General features: G+C 68.8%; 17 protein-coding genes and 2 tRNA genes. 7 read left to right on the top strand and 12 right to left on the bottom strand.

What is annotated here, in order from left to right; translation table 11 throughout:
- Nucleotides 1–114: 114 nt before the first annotated feature.
- Nucleotides 115–1050, top strand: coding sequence for a hypothetical protein (locus AB0M92_RS09205; protein WP_366101458.1), 936 nt, complete (start codon nucleotides 115–117; stop codon nucleotides 1048–1050).
- Nucleotides 1051–1544: 494 nt separating this feature from the next.
- Here AB0M92_RS09205 and clpX read toward each other — a convergent pair whose 3' ends face one another.
- The 5 genes from clpX to AB0M92_RS09230 form a co-directional block, all read right to left on the bottom strand.
- Nucleotides 1545–2831 (bottom strand): ATP-dependent Clp protease ATP-binding subunit ClpX, encoded by a 1287-nt coding sequence (gene clpX / locus AB0M92_RS09210; RefSeq protein ID WP_030297265.1) that lies wholly within the window; start codon nucleotides 2829–2831, stop codon nucleotides 1545–1547.
- Between the two features lie 153 nt (nucleotides 2832–2984).
- Complete coding sequence (locus AB0M92_RS09215; RefSeq protein ID WP_366101459.1) at nucleotides 2985–3656, bottom strand: ATP-dependent Clp protease proteolytic subunit; 672 nt, start codon at nucleotides 3654–3656, stop codon at nucleotides 2985–2987.
- Nucleotides 3657–3742: 86 nt separating this feature from the next.
- Nucleotides 3743–4360 (bottom strand): ATP-dependent Clp protease proteolytic subunit, encoded by a 618-nt coding sequence (locus AB0M92_RS09220; protein ID WP_030862323.1) that lies wholly within the window; start codon nucleotides 4358–4360, stop codon nucleotides 3743–3745.
- A gap of 284 nt (nucleotides 4361–4644) precedes the next feature.
- Entirely contained in the window at nucleotides 4645–6033 is a 1389-nt protein-coding gene (gene tig, locus AB0M92_RS09225) for a trigger factor (protein WP_366101460.1), read from the bottom strand.
- A gap of 163 nt (nucleotides 6034–6196) precedes the next feature.
- A tRNA-Pro gene (locus AB0M92_RS09230) sits at nucleotides 6197–6273 on the bottom strand.
- A gap of 170 nt (nucleotides 6274–6443) precedes the next feature.
- Here AB0M92_RS09230 and AB0M92_RS09235 point away from each other — a divergent pair.
- Nucleotides 6444–6514, top strand: a tRNA-Gly gene (locus AB0M92_RS09235).
- A gap of 979 nt (nucleotides 6515–7493) precedes the next feature.
- On the opposite strand, the gene AB0M92_RS09240 is transcribed toward AB0M92_RS09235, so the two are convergent.
- Entirely contained in the window at nucleotides 7494–8342 is an 849-nt protein-coding gene (locus AB0M92_RS09240; protein ID WP_366101461.1) for a hypothetical protein, read from the bottom strand.
- A gap of 849 nt (nucleotides 8343–9191) precedes the next feature.
- Nucleotides 9192–9473, bottom strand: coding sequence for a hypothetical protein (locus AB0M92_RS09245; RefSeq protein WP_366101463.1), 282 nt, complete (start codon nucleotides 9471–9473; stop codon nucleotides 9192–9194).
- Between the two features lie 84 nt (nucleotides 9474–9557).
- On the opposite strand from AB0M92_RS09245, the gene AB0M92_RS09250 reads away from it, so the two are divergent.
- Entirely contained in the window at nucleotides 9558–9827 is a 270-nt protein-coding gene (locus AB0M92_RS09250; RefSeq protein WP_366101464.1) for a hypothetical protein, read from the top strand.
- 18 nt (nucleotides 9828–9845) lie between these two features.
- On the opposite strand, the gene AB0M92_RS09255 is transcribed toward AB0M92_RS09250, so the two are convergent.
- Nucleotides 9846–10250, bottom strand: coding sequence for a hypothetical protein (locus AB0M92_RS09255; protein ID WP_366101465.1), 405 nt, complete (start codon nucleotides 10248–10250; stop codon nucleotides 9846–9848).
- A gap of 19 nt (nucleotides 10251–10269) precedes the next feature.
- Between AB0M92_RS09255 and AB0M92_RS09260 the strand changes: the two genes are divergently transcribed.
- Entirely contained in the window at nucleotides 10270–10470 is a 201-nt protein-coding gene (locus tag AB0M92_RS09260) for a dehydrogenase (protein WP_366101466.1), read from the top strand.
- 625 nt (nucleotides 10471–11095) lie between these two features.
- Here the strand turns inward: AB0M92_RS09260 and AB0M92_RS09265 are convergent.
- Nucleotides 11096–11404, bottom strand: a complete 309-nt coding sequence (locus tag AB0M92_RS09265) for a hypothetical protein (RefSeq protein WP_366101467.1) — start codon at nucleotides 11402–11404, stop codon at nucleotides 11096–11098.
- A gap of 416 nt (nucleotides 11405–11820) precedes the next feature.
- On the opposite strand from AB0M92_RS09265, the gene AB0M92_RS09270 reads away from it, so the two are divergent.
- On the top strand, nucleotides 11821–11943 hold the full coding sequence (locus tag AB0M92_RS09270; RefSeq protein WP_366101468.1) for a hypothetical protein: 123 nt from the start codon (nucleotides 11821–11823) through the stop codon (nucleotides 11941–11943).
- Here AB0M92_RS09270 and AB0M92_RS09275 read toward each other — a convergent pair.
- From AB0M92_RS09275 to AB0M92_RS09285, 3 genes are all read right to left on the bottom strand, one after another.
- Complete coding sequence (locus AB0M92_RS09275; RefSeq protein ID WP_030159386.1) at nucleotides 11933–12127, bottom strand: hypothetical protein; 195 nt, start codon at nucleotides 12125–12127, stop codon at nucleotides 11933–11935. The two genes, AB0M92_RS09270 and AB0M92_RS09275, sit on opposite strands and share 11 nt — an antisense overlap.
- Before the next feature lie 176 nt (nucleotides 12128–12303).
- Nucleotides 12304–12768 carry an HD domain-containing protein gene (locus AB0M92_RS09280; protein WP_366101469.1) on the bottom strand — a complete coding sequence of 155 codons (465 nt, stop codon included), beginning with the start codon at nucleotides 12766–12768 and terminating at the stop codon, nucleotides 12304–12306.
- The gene (locus AB0M92_RS09285; protein WP_366101470.1) at nucleotides 12765–14159 is read right to left on the bottom strand and encodes a pyridoxal-dependent decarboxylase; all 1395 of its coding nucleotides are present in this window, start codon (nucleotides 14157–14159) and stop codon (nucleotides 12765–12767) included. Before AB0M92_RS09285 ends, AB0M92_RS09280 begins: the two co-directional genes overlap by 4 nt.
- 292 nt (nucleotides 14160–14451) lie before the next feature.
- On the opposite strand from AB0M92_RS09285, the gene AB0M92_RS09290 reads away from it, so the two are divergent.
- Entirely contained in the window at nucleotides 14452–15057 is a 606-nt protein-coding gene (locus AB0M92_RS09290) for a DUF4232 domain-containing protein (protein ID WP_366101471.1), read from the top strand.
- Entirely contained in the window at nucleotides 15054–15662 is a 609-nt protein-coding gene (locus tag AB0M92_RS09295) for an AAA family ATPase (RefSeq protein WP_366101472.1), read from the top strand. The genes AB0M92_RS09290 and AB0M92_RS09295 overlap by 4 nt, the downstream gene beginning before the upstream one ends.
- Nucleotides 15663–15699: the final 37 nt, after the last annotated feature.

Here is a 15699-nt window from a genome sequence, read left to right on the forward strand (position 1 = left end):
AGCCGTAACAGTCCAGCTATGAAACCGGTAATCCGGGGGCCCGGCGGCCTGCGCGGGTTGGCCTTCCGACAGGATGTCTGAAACGCATAAGGATTCCTGAAGGGGGATGCGGGCATGAGCTACAACCAGCCGGGGCCGTACGGAGGCCAGCAGCCGCAGCAGCCGGGACCGTACGGGGGCCAGCCGCCGCAGCAGCCGGGACCGTACGGCCAGCCCGCGCCGCAGCCCGGCTACGGCTACCCGCAGCAGCCCCCGCCGCCGGGCATCCCCCCGCAGGGCTACCCCCAGCAGCCCCAGCCGGGCTACGGCTACCCGCAGCAGGGCATGCCGCAGCAGCCCCCGTACGGCATGCAGCCGCAGCCGCCGAAGAAGTCCAAGGCGGGCGTGGTGATCGCCGTGGTCGTCGCGGTCGCCGTGATCGCCGGCGCGGGCTGGTACTTCACGAAGGGCGGCGGCGCCTCGGGCTCGGTCTCGTCCGCCACCAAGGGCTACAAGCTGGTCGCCCCGGAGACGGTGGACGACTTCAAGAAGAACCCGAATTACAAGGAGAAGCCCCTCAGCGACAAGGACCGCCAGGAACTGGAGGCCATCGGCGTCAAGAACCCCACCAGGGTCGCCATGGACTACAGCTCCGGCAACCCGGCCAACGCGCTGACGACCAAGGGCCTGAGCTTCCAGGGCCTGTACGGCGAACTCGCGGATCCCGAGAAGTCGGTGGACGCCTACTTCGCCACCGCCAAGCTCAACGCCGGCAAGGACAAGTCCGCGACGGTCGAGATGATCGGCAGCCCGAAGTCGATGTCCCCCTCCGGGTTCAGCGGCGCCGTGATGAAGTGCCAGGAAATGAAGATCACGTCGACGAGCACCACGGCGTCGAAGGGCCCGAAGGAGCTGACCCTTCCGATCTGCATCTGGGGCGACTACAGCACCCTGACCATGGTCAGCGCCTCCGACGCGGCCTCCATCCTGGCGGGCAAGCCGGGCTACACCCTGGAGCAGACCGCCGACCTGACGGCGAAGCTCTACAACACAGCCCGCGTCAAGGCCTGATCACACGCGGCCGACTCGGCACAGATCACGAAGCGCAGAGTCGGCCGCTTCCGCTCCATTACGCCCTGGAGCACGCCTCGGAAGCATGCTCCGAGCGGACCCCTATACCAGTCAGGCCCCAGTAGCAGCCCGTCCAGGCACCCACGTTGGAATAGTCAGCGCCGAACCTACAGGCACTCTCCACCTTCGGACCGATGCTGTAACCCGCTTCGTGTAGGTAGTACTGGCAGTCCCCCTGGTCGGCCGACGCAGGTGAAGCCCCATGATCGGGAGGGCGGCTGCTGCGAACGTCGCGCCAGGACGCCGACAGTGCGCTTCTTCATCTTCGTCTCTGGTTCCCCTTGGCTAAAGCTGGTCGAGACGAAGTCGATCAAGAAGTCATCCGCCACGCTAGGCGGCACGGCTCACTTGTCTGATCATCGGCAAAGATAGTCCGAATGCGCGAAGGGCGCCCCGGAACATCCGGGACGCCCTTCTTCGTACGCAGACCGCGACTACGCCGACTTCTCCTGCGGACCCTGGTCCTTCGGGACGATCCGCGGGACCAGCGTCGGGTTGACGTTCGAGCGGACGACGTCCGCGGTGATGACCACGCGGGCCACGTCCTTGCGGGACGGGACCTCATACATCACCGACATCAGGACCTCCTCCATGATGGCGCGCAGACCGCGCGCGCCCGTCTGGCGCAGGATCGCCTGGTCCGCGATGGCCTCCAGCGCCTCGCGCTCGAAGTCCAGCTCGACGCCGTCGAGTTCGAAGAGCCGCTGGTACTGCTTCACCAGCGCGTTCCGCGGCTCCACCAGGATCTGCAGCAGCGCCTCGCGGTCCAGGTTGTGCACCGAGGTGATGACGGGCAGACGGCCGATGAACTCGGGGATCATCCCGAACTTCACCAGGTCCTCCGGCATGACCTCCTGGAACTGGTCGCTCGCCTCGATCTCGCGCTTCGAGCGGATCGTCGCCCCGAAGCCGATGCCCTTGGCGCCGGCCCGCGACTCGATGATCTTCTCCAGGCCCGCGAAGGCACCGCCCACGATGAACAGCACGTTCGTCGTGTCGATCTGGATGAACTCCTGGTGCGGGTGCTTGCGGCCGCCCTGCGGCGGGACCGACGCCGTCGTGCCCTCCAGGATCTTCAGCAGGGCCTGCTGCACGCCCTCACCGCTCACGTCGCGCGTGATCGACGGGTTCTCGCTCTTGCGGGCGACCTTGTCGATCTCGTCGATGTAGATGATCCCGGTCTCGGCCTTCTTGACGTCGTAGTCGGCCGCCTGGATCAGCTTGAGCAGGATGTTCTCGACGTCCTCGCCCACGTACCCGGCCTCCGTCAGCGCCGTCGCGTCGGCGATGGCGAACGGGACGTTGAGCATGCGCGCGAGCGTCTGGGCCAGCAGCGTCTTGCCGGAGCCCGTCGGGCCCAGCAGCAGGATGTTGGACTTCGCGAGCTCGATCGCGTCGTCCCGGCCCTGCGCGCCGCCGTTCTCGCCGGCCTGGACGCGCTTGTAGTGGTTGTATACCGCCACCGAGAGGGCCTTCTTCGCCGGCTCCTGGCCGACGACGTAGCTCTCCAGGAACTCGTAGATCTCACGAGGCTTGGGGAGTTCCTCCCACCGGACCTCGGAGGTCTCGGCGAGCTCCTCCTCGATGATCTCGTTGCAGAGGTCGATGCACTCGTCGCAGATGTACACACCGGGTCCTGCGATGAGCTTCTTCACCTGCTTCTGGCTCTTTCCGCAGAACGAGCACTTGAGCAGGTCGCCGCCGTCACCGATGCGTGCCACGAGGTGCTTCCCCTTCGCCTGGGAGACGCCTGGTTCAGCGCTCCTGGTGCCTCATATCCGACGGTACCTTGCCGGGGGCCCCGTACGGGGCCCCCTTGACGTGGTTCACATCGCCGAATGTGACGACGTGCCCACGCCAATTGGCGGCAAGGATCAGTGGGAGTTCTTGCGGGTCGAGACGATCTGGTCGATCAGGCCGTACGCGAGCGCGTCCTCGGCCGTCAGGATCTTGTCGCGCTCGATGTCCTCGCGGATCTTCTCGATCGGCGTGGTGGAGTGCTTGGCCAGCATGGTCTCCAGCTGGTCACGCATGCGCAGGATCTCCCTGGCCGCGATCTCCAGGTCGGAGAGCTGCTCGCGGCCGGTGCCGCCGGACGGCTGGTGGATCAGCACGCGGGCGTTCGGCAGCGCCATGCGCTTGCCCGGGGTGCCGGCGGCCAGCAGGACGGCGGCGGCGGAGGCCGCCTGGCCCATGCAGACCGTCTGGATGTCCGGCTTCACGAACTGCATCGTGTCGTAGATCGCCGTCAGCGCGGTGAAGGAGCCGCCGGGGCTGTTGATGTAGATCGAGATGTCGCGGTCCGGGTCCATCGACTCCAGGCACAGCAGCTGCGCCATGACGTCGTTGGCGGAGGCGTCGTCGATCTGCACGCCGAGGAAGATCACGCGCTCTTCGAAGAGCTTCGCGTACGGGTCGTACTCGCGCACGCCCTGCGAGGTGCGCTCGACGAAGCGCGGGACGACGTAGCGGTTGTCCACCGGCACGCCGGTGTGGAGGCCGCTCGCGGGAGAGAGGTTGTTCATGTGCATCTGGGTGTTCACCATCCTGGTGGCGTTCTGCGGGCTGGGGCTTGCCGGGTGCGGGCGGGCGTACGGGTCCTCGTACGAGGACCCGCGCGCCGGGGCCGGGATCAGGCCCCGGTGCCGCCGCCGCCCGGGACCAGCGACGCGGCGGAGATGATCTCGTCGATGAGGCCGTACTCCTTGGCCTCCTCCGCGGTGAACCAGCGGTCGCGGTCGCCGTCGCGGATGATCGCCTCCACGGTCTGGCCGGAGTGGTGGGCGGTGATCTCGGCCATGCGCTGCTTCGTGCGCAGCAGGTACTCGGCCTGGATCTTGATGTCCGAGGCGGTGCCGCCGATGCCGGCGGAGCCCTGGTGCATCAGGATGTCCGTGTTCGGGAGCGCGAAGCGCTTGCCCTGGGCACCGCCGGTGAGCAGGAACTGGCCCATGGAGGCCGCCATGCCCATGCCGATGGTGACGACGTCGTTCGGGATGTACTGCATGGTGTCGTAGACCGCCATGCCCGCCGTCACCGAGCCGCCGGGGCTGTTGATGTACAGGTAGATGTCCTTCTCCGGCTCCGCGGCCAGGAGGAGGAGCTGCGCCGTGATCTTGTTCGCGATGTCGTCGTCGACCTGCTGGCCGAGGAAGATGATGCGCTCGCCGAGCAGCCGGTTGTAGACATGGTCGCCGAGGCCGCCACCGATGGACGGCTCACCCGCGGCGTAAGGCTTCAGATTCGTCACGTATCCACCTGCTCGTCTCCGACGGCCACTTGCCGTCTCAGCGTCTCGTTCTGGGGCGCGGACCGTTCGGGCGGCGTGGCCGCCGGCGTCCGGTTACTCCCGTGCCCTCGTATTCATGGACCCTAACGCGCAGGTAGGACAACGCCATCCCGCTTCCCGAACTGTTCGCTCGGAGCGCAAGCTCCGCGGGCGCCCGTACGGCATGCAGAAAGGCCCGCACACGGCTGTGTACGGGCCTTCCCGATGCTGCTGGGCGGGCGGCGCTCAGGGCGCCGCCCAGGGTGTTACTTGGCCTCTTCGGCGTCGCCCTCGGCGTCACCGTCGACGACGGCCTCGACGGTCTCGGTGACCGTCTCCTCGTCCTCGTCGGACAGGTCCACGACCTCACCGTTGGTGTCGACGACCTTGGCGGCCTCGACGACGACCGCGAGCGCCTTGCCGCGGGCGACCTCGCCGACGAGCATCGGCACCTGGCCACCCTCGACGACGGCCTGGGCGAACTGGTCGGGGGACATGCCGGAGGAGGCCGCACGGCGCATGAGGTGCTCGGTGAGCTCCTCCTGGTCGACGCCCAGCTTCTCCTTGTTGACCAGCGCGTCCAGGACGAACTGGGTCTTGATGCCCTTGACCGCCTGCTCCTTGGTCTCGGCGTCGAACTCCTCGACCGTCTTGCCCTGGAACTCCAGGTACTTCTCGATGGTCAGGCCCATCTGGCCGAGCTGGTGGTGCTCCAGGTTGTGCTTGCGGGTGTTGACCTCGTCCTCAAGCAGCTTCTCGGGGATCGGCACCTCGACGAGCTCCAGCAGCTTCTCCAGGACGCGCTCCTGGGCCTGCGTGGCCTGGTCGTACTGCTTCATGTTCTCAAGGCGCTTGCGGCTGTCCGCCTTGAGGTCCTCCAGGGTGTCGAACTCGCTCGCCATCTGCGCGAACTCGTCGTCCAGCTCCGGGAGCTCCTTGGCGGAGACCTTGGTGACCTTGACGGTGACCTCGGCGTCCTTGCCCTCGGCGGAGCCGCCCTTCAGCTGGGAGGTGAAGGTGGTCTCGCCACCGGCCTCCAGGCCCTTGACGGCCTCGTCGATGCCGTCGAGGAGCTCGCCCGAGCCGATGGTGTACGAGACGTCGGAGGCGACGCCGTCGGGCAGCACCTCGCCGTCGACCTTGGCCTCCAGGTCGATGGTGACGACGTCACCCTCGGCGGCGGCGCGCTCGACGTCGTTCGTGGACGCGAAGCGGCCGCGCAGCTGCTCGACCGACTTCTCGACGTCCTCGTCGGAAACCTCGACCGCGTCGACCTCGACCTCGATGCCGGAGTAGTCCGGGATCTCGATCTCGGGGCGGACGTCGACCTCGGCGGTGAAGGCCAGCAGCTCGCCGTCCTTCAGCTCCGTGATGTCGACCTCAGGCTGGCCCAGCGGGTTCAGGTCGGCCTCGTTGACCGCCTCGGTGTAGAACTTCGGGAGGGCGTCGTTGACGGCCTCCTCCAGCACCGCACCGCGACCGAAGCGCTGGTCGATGACCCGGGCAGGGATCTTGCCCTTGCGGAAGCCCTTCACCGTGACCTGCTGGTTGATCTTCTTGTACGCCGCGTCGAGGCTGTCCTTGAGCTCCTCGAAGGGCACCTCAACAGTGAGCCGAACCCGAGTCGGGTTCAGGGTCTCCACGGCGCTCTTCACGGTTCGGTCTCCTTGTGGCTGACTGCTTGGGGTTCTGCGTCCACGCTGCGATTCAGCGGTTCGGCGGATTCGGCCCGGTACATCAGACACACGGGCACGCAGCTTGCATAGTAACCGCAAGCGGCAATCAGCCCACAACGCGATCTTGTGATGGCGGTGGTGGTGGTCGGGGTGGCCGGATTCGAACCGACGACCTTCCGCTCCCAAAGCGGACGCGCTACCAAGCTGCGCCACACCCCGTCGGTGCGACACGTAGGGTACATGGCCGGAGACCCTCTGATGCGCGGGGTTTTAGCGAACGTTTCCGGACGCCGCGCACCGCGCCCCCGCATATGGGGTGTGCGCTCCCCCGGCCCGACCCGCTAGGATGCTGTCCGTGCCGCGGTCCCCGGACCTGCGGCGCACGTGTTGCGGGCGTAGCTCAATGGTAGAGCCCTAGTCTTCCAAACTAGCTACGCGGGTTCGATTCCCGTCGCCCGCTCTGAACACTGAAGGGCCAGGCCAGAGGACACTTCCTCCGCCTGGCCCTCAGTCGTTCCCGGGGCCGCCCTCCAGCTCCCCATACCCCCTGCGTGCCCCGCGCCCCCTTCGTCACGAGCCCATCCAGCGCGTCGGCGACCAACCGGCCCCGGTGGGTCGTCGCGGGCGTTGCTGCGACCCACCCACCCGTCAACTCCCGCGCACCCGAACCGGTCGACGCGTCCAGGGTGTTCTCCCGGCGCCGTGGAAGAGCACGGCGCTGAAGCCCCCGGAGCCCGGAGATCCCGACTGCCGGCGGGCGGCACGGGAACCCTCACGGCGGGTGTCGTAGCCCTGCCCTTCCGCAGCACGCCGATCGGCGACGCCGAGTGCACCTCGGACGAGACCACGGGCCCACGCCCGAAGAGGTGTCTGAACGAATGTCCGAGGTCGATGCGATCCGACTGCTGGACGCCGACAACGCACACGGGCCGGCCCCACACCCGACACCATTGCCGGGCGCCAGCTCCACACGGTGCGGTGAAGTTTCCCTACTTCACCAAGACACCCGTCGCGCACGCGCGGCGCGCGTGGCCCGTCGCCCGGGCCCGCCCTCCTGCCTCCACCCCGCTCCACCCCACCCGCCGCCCGCGCGCCAGACGGCACGGGTTCGATGGAGGGACAACTGCGGTACGGCTGACGCACCCGAGCCCCCGACTCCGGTCTATCCCCACCAAGCACCCACGCCGAGCGAAAGCACGACTTCACCCAACACCACCAGGCGCAGCCCCTGACCCAGGCCACGCGGGGCGCGCCGAGCCGCCGAGCACCCGGATCCCAAGGTCCAATCCGCCAGACGCTCAAAGACACGCCTCCGGCGGGGGCGCTCCGGCTCCGGGATGACTGGGGCCAGCCGTGCGACTGCGGGCCTGTTTGTGGTGGGGTTGGGGGCATCGCTGCGGCGGCTGCCCAGCGATCCCTAGTATCCACTGGAGCGACGCTCACGGTCGGAATCTTTCCGTTCCGATCACGGGAATCACGCCCTCTCCGTCTAGGGACTTTAGCGTTCCTAGGAGTTTTCCCTGAGCCCAGCTATTCCACGACTTGGTGATTAGGTTGTAGGAAGTCCGCCGACCTCCGCTCGTACCCAGGATCGCCCGCTCGCGAAAAAACCGGTTGCGGAGAACCAGTCGCGGATCCTTTGAGTCCATATTGGCGCCAGAGATGAGGCCGTTGGCCCAGTCTTCGATCTTCCCGGCGTGCTCAGTCCTCGCCGCTTGGGCCAGAACTGCCAGGTGGGTTGGCTGATTGATACCCGATGCTCGATACGTTGCGGCAGCGATGGGCGCCAGCGTGGTCAACTCAGGCCAGGCCGCGACTGCCCGCAAAATATCTGATGTGGCGGCCTTAGTGTCGTAAAACCCGTCAAATAGGGTGACTGGATCCCACATTTTGTACATCTGCCCAATGATGCGTGCTGCTGCCGCCACTACTGTCCGATGTGGGATCTTGAGGAGCTGCGCCGCCTGCCGGCGATGACCCGAATCAAGGACGTCGAAGGTCTCGGCATCGCATTTCGGGATCACGAGCATTTCTACCGTAACGCCCGAGATTTTAACTCCCATAAGGCGATGCTGACCATCGAGCAGCATGCCGTTCTCATCGAAGGCCAACCCCTGATGGGTCGTTCGCCATACCCCATCCGACATAGCCTTCGCGTATCGCTCGTAGACAGTATCTAACATGACCCTATTGCTAGAAGGATTGCAGTGCGTGAGCCATAGATCCGCCATCTCCGGAGTGATTTGCATGTACTTCGGTCCGGTGGGCAGGGCGGGGAGGTCGATCATGCTCGATCTACGGCCCTTTCGCGGGCGAGCTCTTGCGTCAGGCTCTCAGATTTGCGCAGGGTGATATCCGGCAATAGTTAAATCTGACATTAATCCGATAGATACTGTCCGCTATTGAGTAAAATTTGCGCTGGTCGAGCTCTGAACGGCGCACCGCCCCGGGGCCGGCAGCCCGTTGCCGGCCGATGGAACATTCAGGCCATCTCTAGGCTCTTGGCCTGCTGAAACGCGCGAGCTGATTGCGACCTCCGGAGCTGTGTGCCTCTCTGTGCTCCAGTGCGCGCCTTGCTGGCCTTCGTGGGTGGCGAGACGCTGCCTGCGTCTGTGTGGCTGCCTGGAGGGAGACGAGACGGAGTGACCCAGCCGAAGTGTGGAGCCCCGAAGAAGCGTGGTGGTCGGTGCACGAAGCCGGCCATCTTGGGCAGCGGCCAGTGCCACCTACATCAGGGCGAGTGGACAGCTCGCGGGGTGGCCGACCGCAAGGCGGGGGAAGCCAAAGCGAAGAAGCAGGCGCTTCAGAAGAAGAAGTGGTCTTGGTGGTGACCGATGCGCACATCAACGTGGGTGGATCGCGGCACTCGGGAGCATCCGAGGGCGGGCTCTACGTACTGGGCTCGGCCCATGAGTGGTAGCCGCAGGGGGAGGTTACAAAGCAGCTGTCGCCGACCGTGCGGCACAGGTTCGTTGCTTGCGGCCTATTCGTGGACTGGCAAAGCAGGTAGCAACGTAACCAACCCCTTGAGCAGCTGCAGCACGTGAGGCACACGGGGCCTCCGGAGCCGTGCGCAACGTGTAGAAGCAGCCCCAGGCTGACCTTGGGGCCGCTCCGTTGTCTCGTGCGAGTCCTCGCTAGCCGAGGTGCTCTGGAAGCCCTTCTGGGTGGACTGATCGGGGGAGGCGGTGGCCGCGGCTGGTGGCTACTCGAAGCGTGTCTCGGAGGGCTTCCGTCAGGTCCGTTGTCAGGAGGCGGAGTTCCTCCGGGCCTGCGACCGAGTCGGTGAGTACTTCAAGGGCGTGGTCCACTAGCTCGGCCCCGAGTTCGAGCTGGCTGTCTTCGGCGTCGTCGGCCAGGCGGGAGGGGTAGCCGGCGGTGTCTCCGGTGCTCAGGTAACAGGGCTGGACGGCCGACATCGTCATTCCTGCCGCGCTGTGCGAGATCGTCTACGAGATCCTTGTCGGTCGCTAGAGCGGTCGGCGGAGGGAAGGGGTACCGCCGTGGATGCCGAACGAGAGGCTCGTATAGCCGAGGTGGCCGTGCGGGCGCGGCCCGTGTGGGCGGAGCCCCGCGATAGCGGGGTTCTGCAAGAGTTCCTGAAGGAGATCGGCTGTGACGGCGTGGACGCGGTCATGGTGACCAGGCAGGTGGTCGGGTGCAGCCTCGGTGAGGCTCAGGAAATGTTCCTCACCGCGCCCTGCCGAGCCGCCGAGCTCGCCGCCCACGACGCGTTCATGGAAGCCCTTGAGCGGTCCCAGGGTGACGCCTGACCCCGCCGGTCCAGTCCCCTACTGCGGTGGGGCCCCGTCCGGCCTTCGTACGCCCGCACAGGCGATCAGGTCGCCACCGTCTTCCGTGAGGAAGAACGTATAGATCCATGACCTGTCCAAGGTCTCGACCTGCCAGATACGGATGAACTGAGCACGCTTGCGGAGCAGTGCCACCGCTCGTTCCCATCCCGGCACCTCGGCGCCCTTCCGCTGCATGCACTGGTGCCGAATCGCGAAGATGCCCGCGTGGCCGTCCGAAAGCCTCGGCGAGGCCTCCGATACGAAGAAGTCGGCACCATCGGCCAGCGCCGCCAGAGCAGCCTTGGCTGCCGCGCCGTCGCCGGCCAGCAGCCGCATCAGCTCATGTCGGTCCACGGCCAGCCCTCTGCCGGAATCCTGCTGGATCGCGGCAAGGCGCCGCAACGCCGTTAGGGTTCTCGGCATGAACGGCAACACACCGACCTGCCCGGAGTGCAGCCAAGCCATGAAGTTCGGCGGATTCGTGCTCTGCCGCCGGGAGGACGACGGCGAACGGGTCTGCCGGTCACTGTGGAAGTGCCCCGCTCGGCATGTCTGGTGGCACTGGGCCGACCGGCCGGACGAGGCGCTGGAGGCGTGCCCGATGCCGGAGTTGTTCCGCTGACATCCGTGTCCGCACGCGTGACCTTCGTGTGCCCGATCAGACGGCGAGTGGTGGGGAGCCACGGTCATCTGCGGCGGGCGCTCGGCTCGGGTGCAGGTCAGGGGCCTGGCTGGTGACGGGGAAGGTGCTTACGCGATCTTCCAGGCTAGCTACGTGGGTTCGATTCCCGTCGGCCGCTCTGAAGTACGACCGGCTGGGGGTTCCGCTGAGGGTCGCGGTCGCCGAGACCAGGGGGTGAGACGGCGGCGTCGGCTTCTTTGGCGATGTGTTCCTTTGCCCGGCGAAGGGGGCTCTCCATCTGCTGAGAAGTGGCCATGGACGCTGCTCTGACGGGACTTGCAGGCACGACCCTGGCGCGACGAGGACGACGGCCGGCTCGCGAAGACGCGGGCGACTGCCTACGAGTGGGGCGTCGAGGCTCCCTCATCGCGTCGGAGCCGGTCCGGACCTCCGTCGAGGAGCTGCGACGCAGGTTCCTCGCGGCTCAGCCCTCGATCCTCCACCGCACGTCGGCGGCGGAGCGGCCCCCTCTTGGGGCCGTGCAGGACGGGCCGACGCTCCTGGAGAGTGCGTTGAGGACGGAACTCTCGGAGCCGGGCCGGCCGGACGCTGCTTTGCGGGCGGCTCAGTAGTGGACCGCCGTGCAGGTGACCGTGGTTTTGCCGTCGGCCGTCTTGACCACGTACTTGCCGCCGCTCAAGCCGCCGAGGTCGAAGCGGCCCGTCGTGTCGATGGGGACCGAGCCCTTGGTGGAGCCGGAGTAGGTCACCGTCGTGTCCGCGGGGAAGCCTTCGCCCCACACGTGGTACTTGCCGGCGGAATCCACCTCGACGTTGCACTTCGCGGCCGCGGGTGCGGCGGCAACGGCGGGGGCCGCCGCGAGAGCGGGGGCCAATATGAGCGCGAGTGCTGCAAGACGACGTGTCCGGTTCATCATTCAACCTGCCTTGGGCGCCGGAGATGCGGCAGCGGTGGCGGGGGCACGGGGGCGTTGGTCTTTGCCCGTTGCACCGTGCTGATGGCGTCTTTCATTTTATCGGCCGGTTCGTCGCGCGGCATCTCGCGGATGCTCTTGACGGTGATGGGGGGGAGCGCGGGAGTACGTCGGGACGCGACTGGGTCAGCGCCAGGAGTGCTACGACCGGAAGGCGGTGCGCAGCAAGCCCTGTACCTGCGGATGCGGACCCTGTCGGTCCTCGGCGGGGCGCTCGTGCCCGTACGCGTCAACCTCGACTGCCGTTCGCCCGGATCGCCGCCACCGAGCTCAGCCTGCTGGGAGAACTGCCGTCCGGCGGGGCAGCTGTCGGGACACGACACGAGCGGTCCGAGGGCGATGCGTTCAAGGTGCTCGTGTCCCGGGTGGAGAAGGCGATCGCCGACGAGAATTCGGCCACCCTCGACGTCATGACGCTGGGCGGCCGGGTGAACTCGGACCTGGGGTACCGGCGGTCGGCCGGGGCCCCTAGAGCTTGATTCCCGCGATGGTGTCCGCGAGGGAGTTGAGGAAGCGGTTGACGTCCGGTGCGATGGAGCTGGACGCCAGGAAGAAGCCGAAGAGGACCGCGACGATCGCGGGGCCCGCCTTGATGTGGTTGCCACGGATCAGCACCACCAGGATGACCGCCAACAGAACCACCACTGACAGCGAAATGGCCACTACTGATCACACCTTCGGTCGTCCCCTGGTCGGCCTGGGGCGCGCGGCCAAGCGCACCCCTACATGGACCATCCTCCCACCAACGGGCCCCGGCTATCCGTCCCGTGGCGAATCGGCGTCGGCGCTTTCCCGCCAACCGGCCATGCGGCGGGCATATTTCGGGCACGGGGCCCGGGTCATGGCGCGGTGAGACCGAGGAGGGAGCGGACATACGCGTACTTCGCGGACAGCCGCTCCCGGGTGGGGCCGTCCAGTACGGAGAGCCGGACGGGGTCCGCGTTGTGCGCCAGGTCGGCCTCCTTGACCAGGAGGGCGCCCGGGGTGGCGAGGATCCGGGCCGCGTACTCCTCCACCGGCTCGCCGGCGCGTTTGGTGACCGCCAGCACCATGTCCTTGACCGACTGGGGCAGGTCGGCGGAATCCAGCCAGTCGCGGCTGAGCGCGTCGTCCTCGACGGCGTCGTGCAGCCAGGCCGCCGCCTGCTGCTCCGGGCTGCCGCCGCGTACGCGGACCCCCTCGGCGACGGCCGCGAGGTGCTCCGCGTACGGCCGCCCGGCCTTGTCGGTCTGGCCCTCGTGCGCGGAGCGCGCCAGGGCCTCGACCTCGATCAGGGTCAGCGGTTGCTGCTGCCTTTGCGTCATGCCGTCCCCTTCGCCGCTGTACTGAGGGCCTGCGCGGCCCGGCGCACGTCCGCTTGCGTGGTGCGCCAGTTGGAGAACGCCGCGCGCAGGGCGGGGGTTCCCGCGTAGACGGTCGGGGTGACGAACACCTCCTCCTGCGCGGCCTCCCGCAGGGCCGCCAGGCGGGCCGGGGTGGGGTCCTCGGCGAGGGTGAAGCAGACGACGTTCAGGCGGACCGGGGCGAGGAGGCGGAAGGCCGGGTCCTGTTCCAGGGCGGCGCCGAGGGCCTTGGCGCAGGCGATGTCGCGCTCGACGATCTCGCGGTGGCCTTCGCGGCCGTACGCGCGGAGGGTGAACCAGGCGGCGAGGGCGCGCAGCCGGTGCGAGTTCTCCGGGGTGAGGTGGACGAGGTCGGGGCGCTCGCCGAGGGGGCCGAGGTAGGCGGCGGCGTTCTGGAAGACGCGGGCCTGGAGGTCCTGGCGGCGGGTGAACTGGACGGCGCTGTCGTAGGGGACGTTCAGCCACTTGTGCAGGTCGACGCAGACGGAGTCGGAGGCGTCGAGGCCCGCGGCGAGGTGCGCGTGGTCCGGGGAGAGAGCGGCGAAGGCGCCGAAGGCTGCGTCGGTGTGGAGCCAGAAGGTGTGGCGTTCGCGGAGGGCGGCGACGGCGCGGAGGTCGTCGAAGTCCACGGTGTTGACGGTGCCGGCGTTGGCGACGACGACGGCCGGGCCGGGGGTGTCGGCGAGGGCGCGGTCGAGGGCGGCGGGGTCGACGGCCTCGCGGCCGGGGAGGGTGGGGACGGGTACGAGGGAGCGGCGGCCCAGGCCGAGGACGGAGAGGGCCTTGGCGATGGAGGAGTGCGGGGCTCCGGAGAGGACGCGGACCGGGCCGAGCGCTGCCGCGCCGTCCTCGGAGGGGGAGACGCCGAGGCGCTCGCCGAGCCATTCGCGGGCGATGGCGAGGCCGGTGGTGTTGGACATGGTGGCGCCGCTGACGAAGGTTCCGGTGTGGGCGTCGGAGAGGCCGAAGAGGTCGCGCAGCCAGGTGACGGTCTCGCGTTCGAGGTCCTGGCCGGCGCCGTCCAGGGCGGAGTTGGAGTTCTGGTCGTGCACGGAGGTCAGCCAGTCGCCCGCGAGGGCGGCGGGGGTGGCGCCGCCGGTGACGAAGCCGAGGTAGCGGGGGCCGGCGGAGGCGGAGAGGCGCGGCGCCCAGCGCTCCGCGAAGGCGGTGAGGGCGGCGTCCGTACCGGATCCGTGCGGGGGCAGCGGCTCTGGCCCCCGCGGGGGCGAGGCGGACGGTCGCGGTACGACGGGACCGGCGTCCAGGGCTGCGAGGGCGCCGGCGGCGGTACGGCGGGTGGCCTCCAGGAGGTCGGGGAGGCGGGCGAGGTCGGTGGCGAGCGTGCGGTCCATGGGGGCACGGTAGGGACCCGGCGGGCTCGGCGGACCGGCCAATCGGGGGTGATTGGCCCGTCCCGACCCGTCCCGTCCACCGGTCGCGTCCGGTCCGCCCGTCCCGTCCGGTGTCGTCCGTGCCGGTGCCGGATGGCGGGGAAGGGCGGGGCGGGGCGGGGCGGCCGGCCGGACCGCCGGGCTGGGTGCGCGAGCGGTCCCGGCCGCGCCGGGCTCCCCGGGCGCGGGCCCCGGGCCCCGCGCGGCAAAAGCCCGCGGGGTCGGACCGGAGTTCGCGGCGTAGGGTCGGGGCATGACTCGGTGGGTGGCGGGGGTTGTTGTCGGGGTGGTTGTGGCGGGAGTGCTGGTGGGGTGTGACGTGCCGCCTGCTCCCGAGGCCGCGCCCGGGCCCAGTGGGATCCGGTCCCCCGTCCCCGCGCCCACGGCCGTGCCCTCTCCGCCCGCAGCCAAGGCCCCTGCCTGCCCCGAAGGCGGAGTGCGGCTCGTCGAAGGGGCCGGGGACGCCGCCATGGGGCTGCGCGTCGCCGATGTCCGGCTGGTCAACTGCGGTACGCAGCCCTACGTACTCGACGGCTATCCGGAGATCCGGCTGCTGGACAGGAAGCGGGCACCCGTCGCGGTCGAGGTCCTGCACGGGGGTGACGCGATCGCCGCCGCGCCCACCGGGGCCGAGGGCGTTCCGCAGAGGGTGGAGCTCCAGCCCGGCCAGGCGGCCGGCTTCGGCATGGTGTGGCGGAATCTGGTGACCGACTCGACCGTGCCCGCCGCCGAGGGGTGGGTGCTCGACGTGACCCCGCGGGCCGGTGCGCCCCGGGTGGAGCTGGAGCTGCGCCATTCCGTCGACCTCGGGAACACCGGGAAGCTGGGGATCGGCCCCTGGAAGGCGGCGACCCGGTGATCATCTGGATCAACGGGCCCTTCGGGGGCGGGAAGACGCAGACCGCGTACGAACTGCACCGGCGGCTGCCCGGCAGCGTCGTGTGCGATCCGGAACACGTCGGGTTCGGTCTGCACCGCATGATGCCGCCCGCGCTGCGCGGGGACTTCCAGGACCTGCCGGCGTGGCGGCAGGGCGTGTTCGAGGTGCTGGAGCTGGCCGCCGAAGGGCACGCGGGACCCGGTCCCGTCCTCGTGCCGATGACCGTGACCGAGCCGCGCCACTTCGCCGAGACGGTCGGCCGGCTGCGCGGAGCGGGACACGACGTACGGCACTTCGCGCTGCTGGCCGAGCGGCGGACCGTACTGCGCCGGCTCAGCGAGCGCGGGCTCGGGCGCGGGCTGAAACGGGAGAGCTTCGCGGTGGCCCGGCTCGACGGCTGCCTGGAGGCGCTGCGCGGGCCGGAGTTCGCCGACCACCTGGTCACCGACCACCTCACGGTGTCCCAGGTGGCCGGCCGGATCGCGGCCGTGACCGGGCTGCGCGCCGCCCCGGACACCGACGGCCCGCTCCGCGCGAGGCTGCGGCGCACGCTCGTCGGTGTCCGGCACATCCGGTTCGACTAGTTCGACCGGTTCGACCGGTTCGACCAGGACGACCTGG

This window comes from Streptomyces sp. NPDC051582 (genome assembly GCF_040681715.1).
GTDB lineage: Bacteria > Actinomycetota > Actinomycetes > Streptomycetales > Streptomycetaceae > Streptomyces.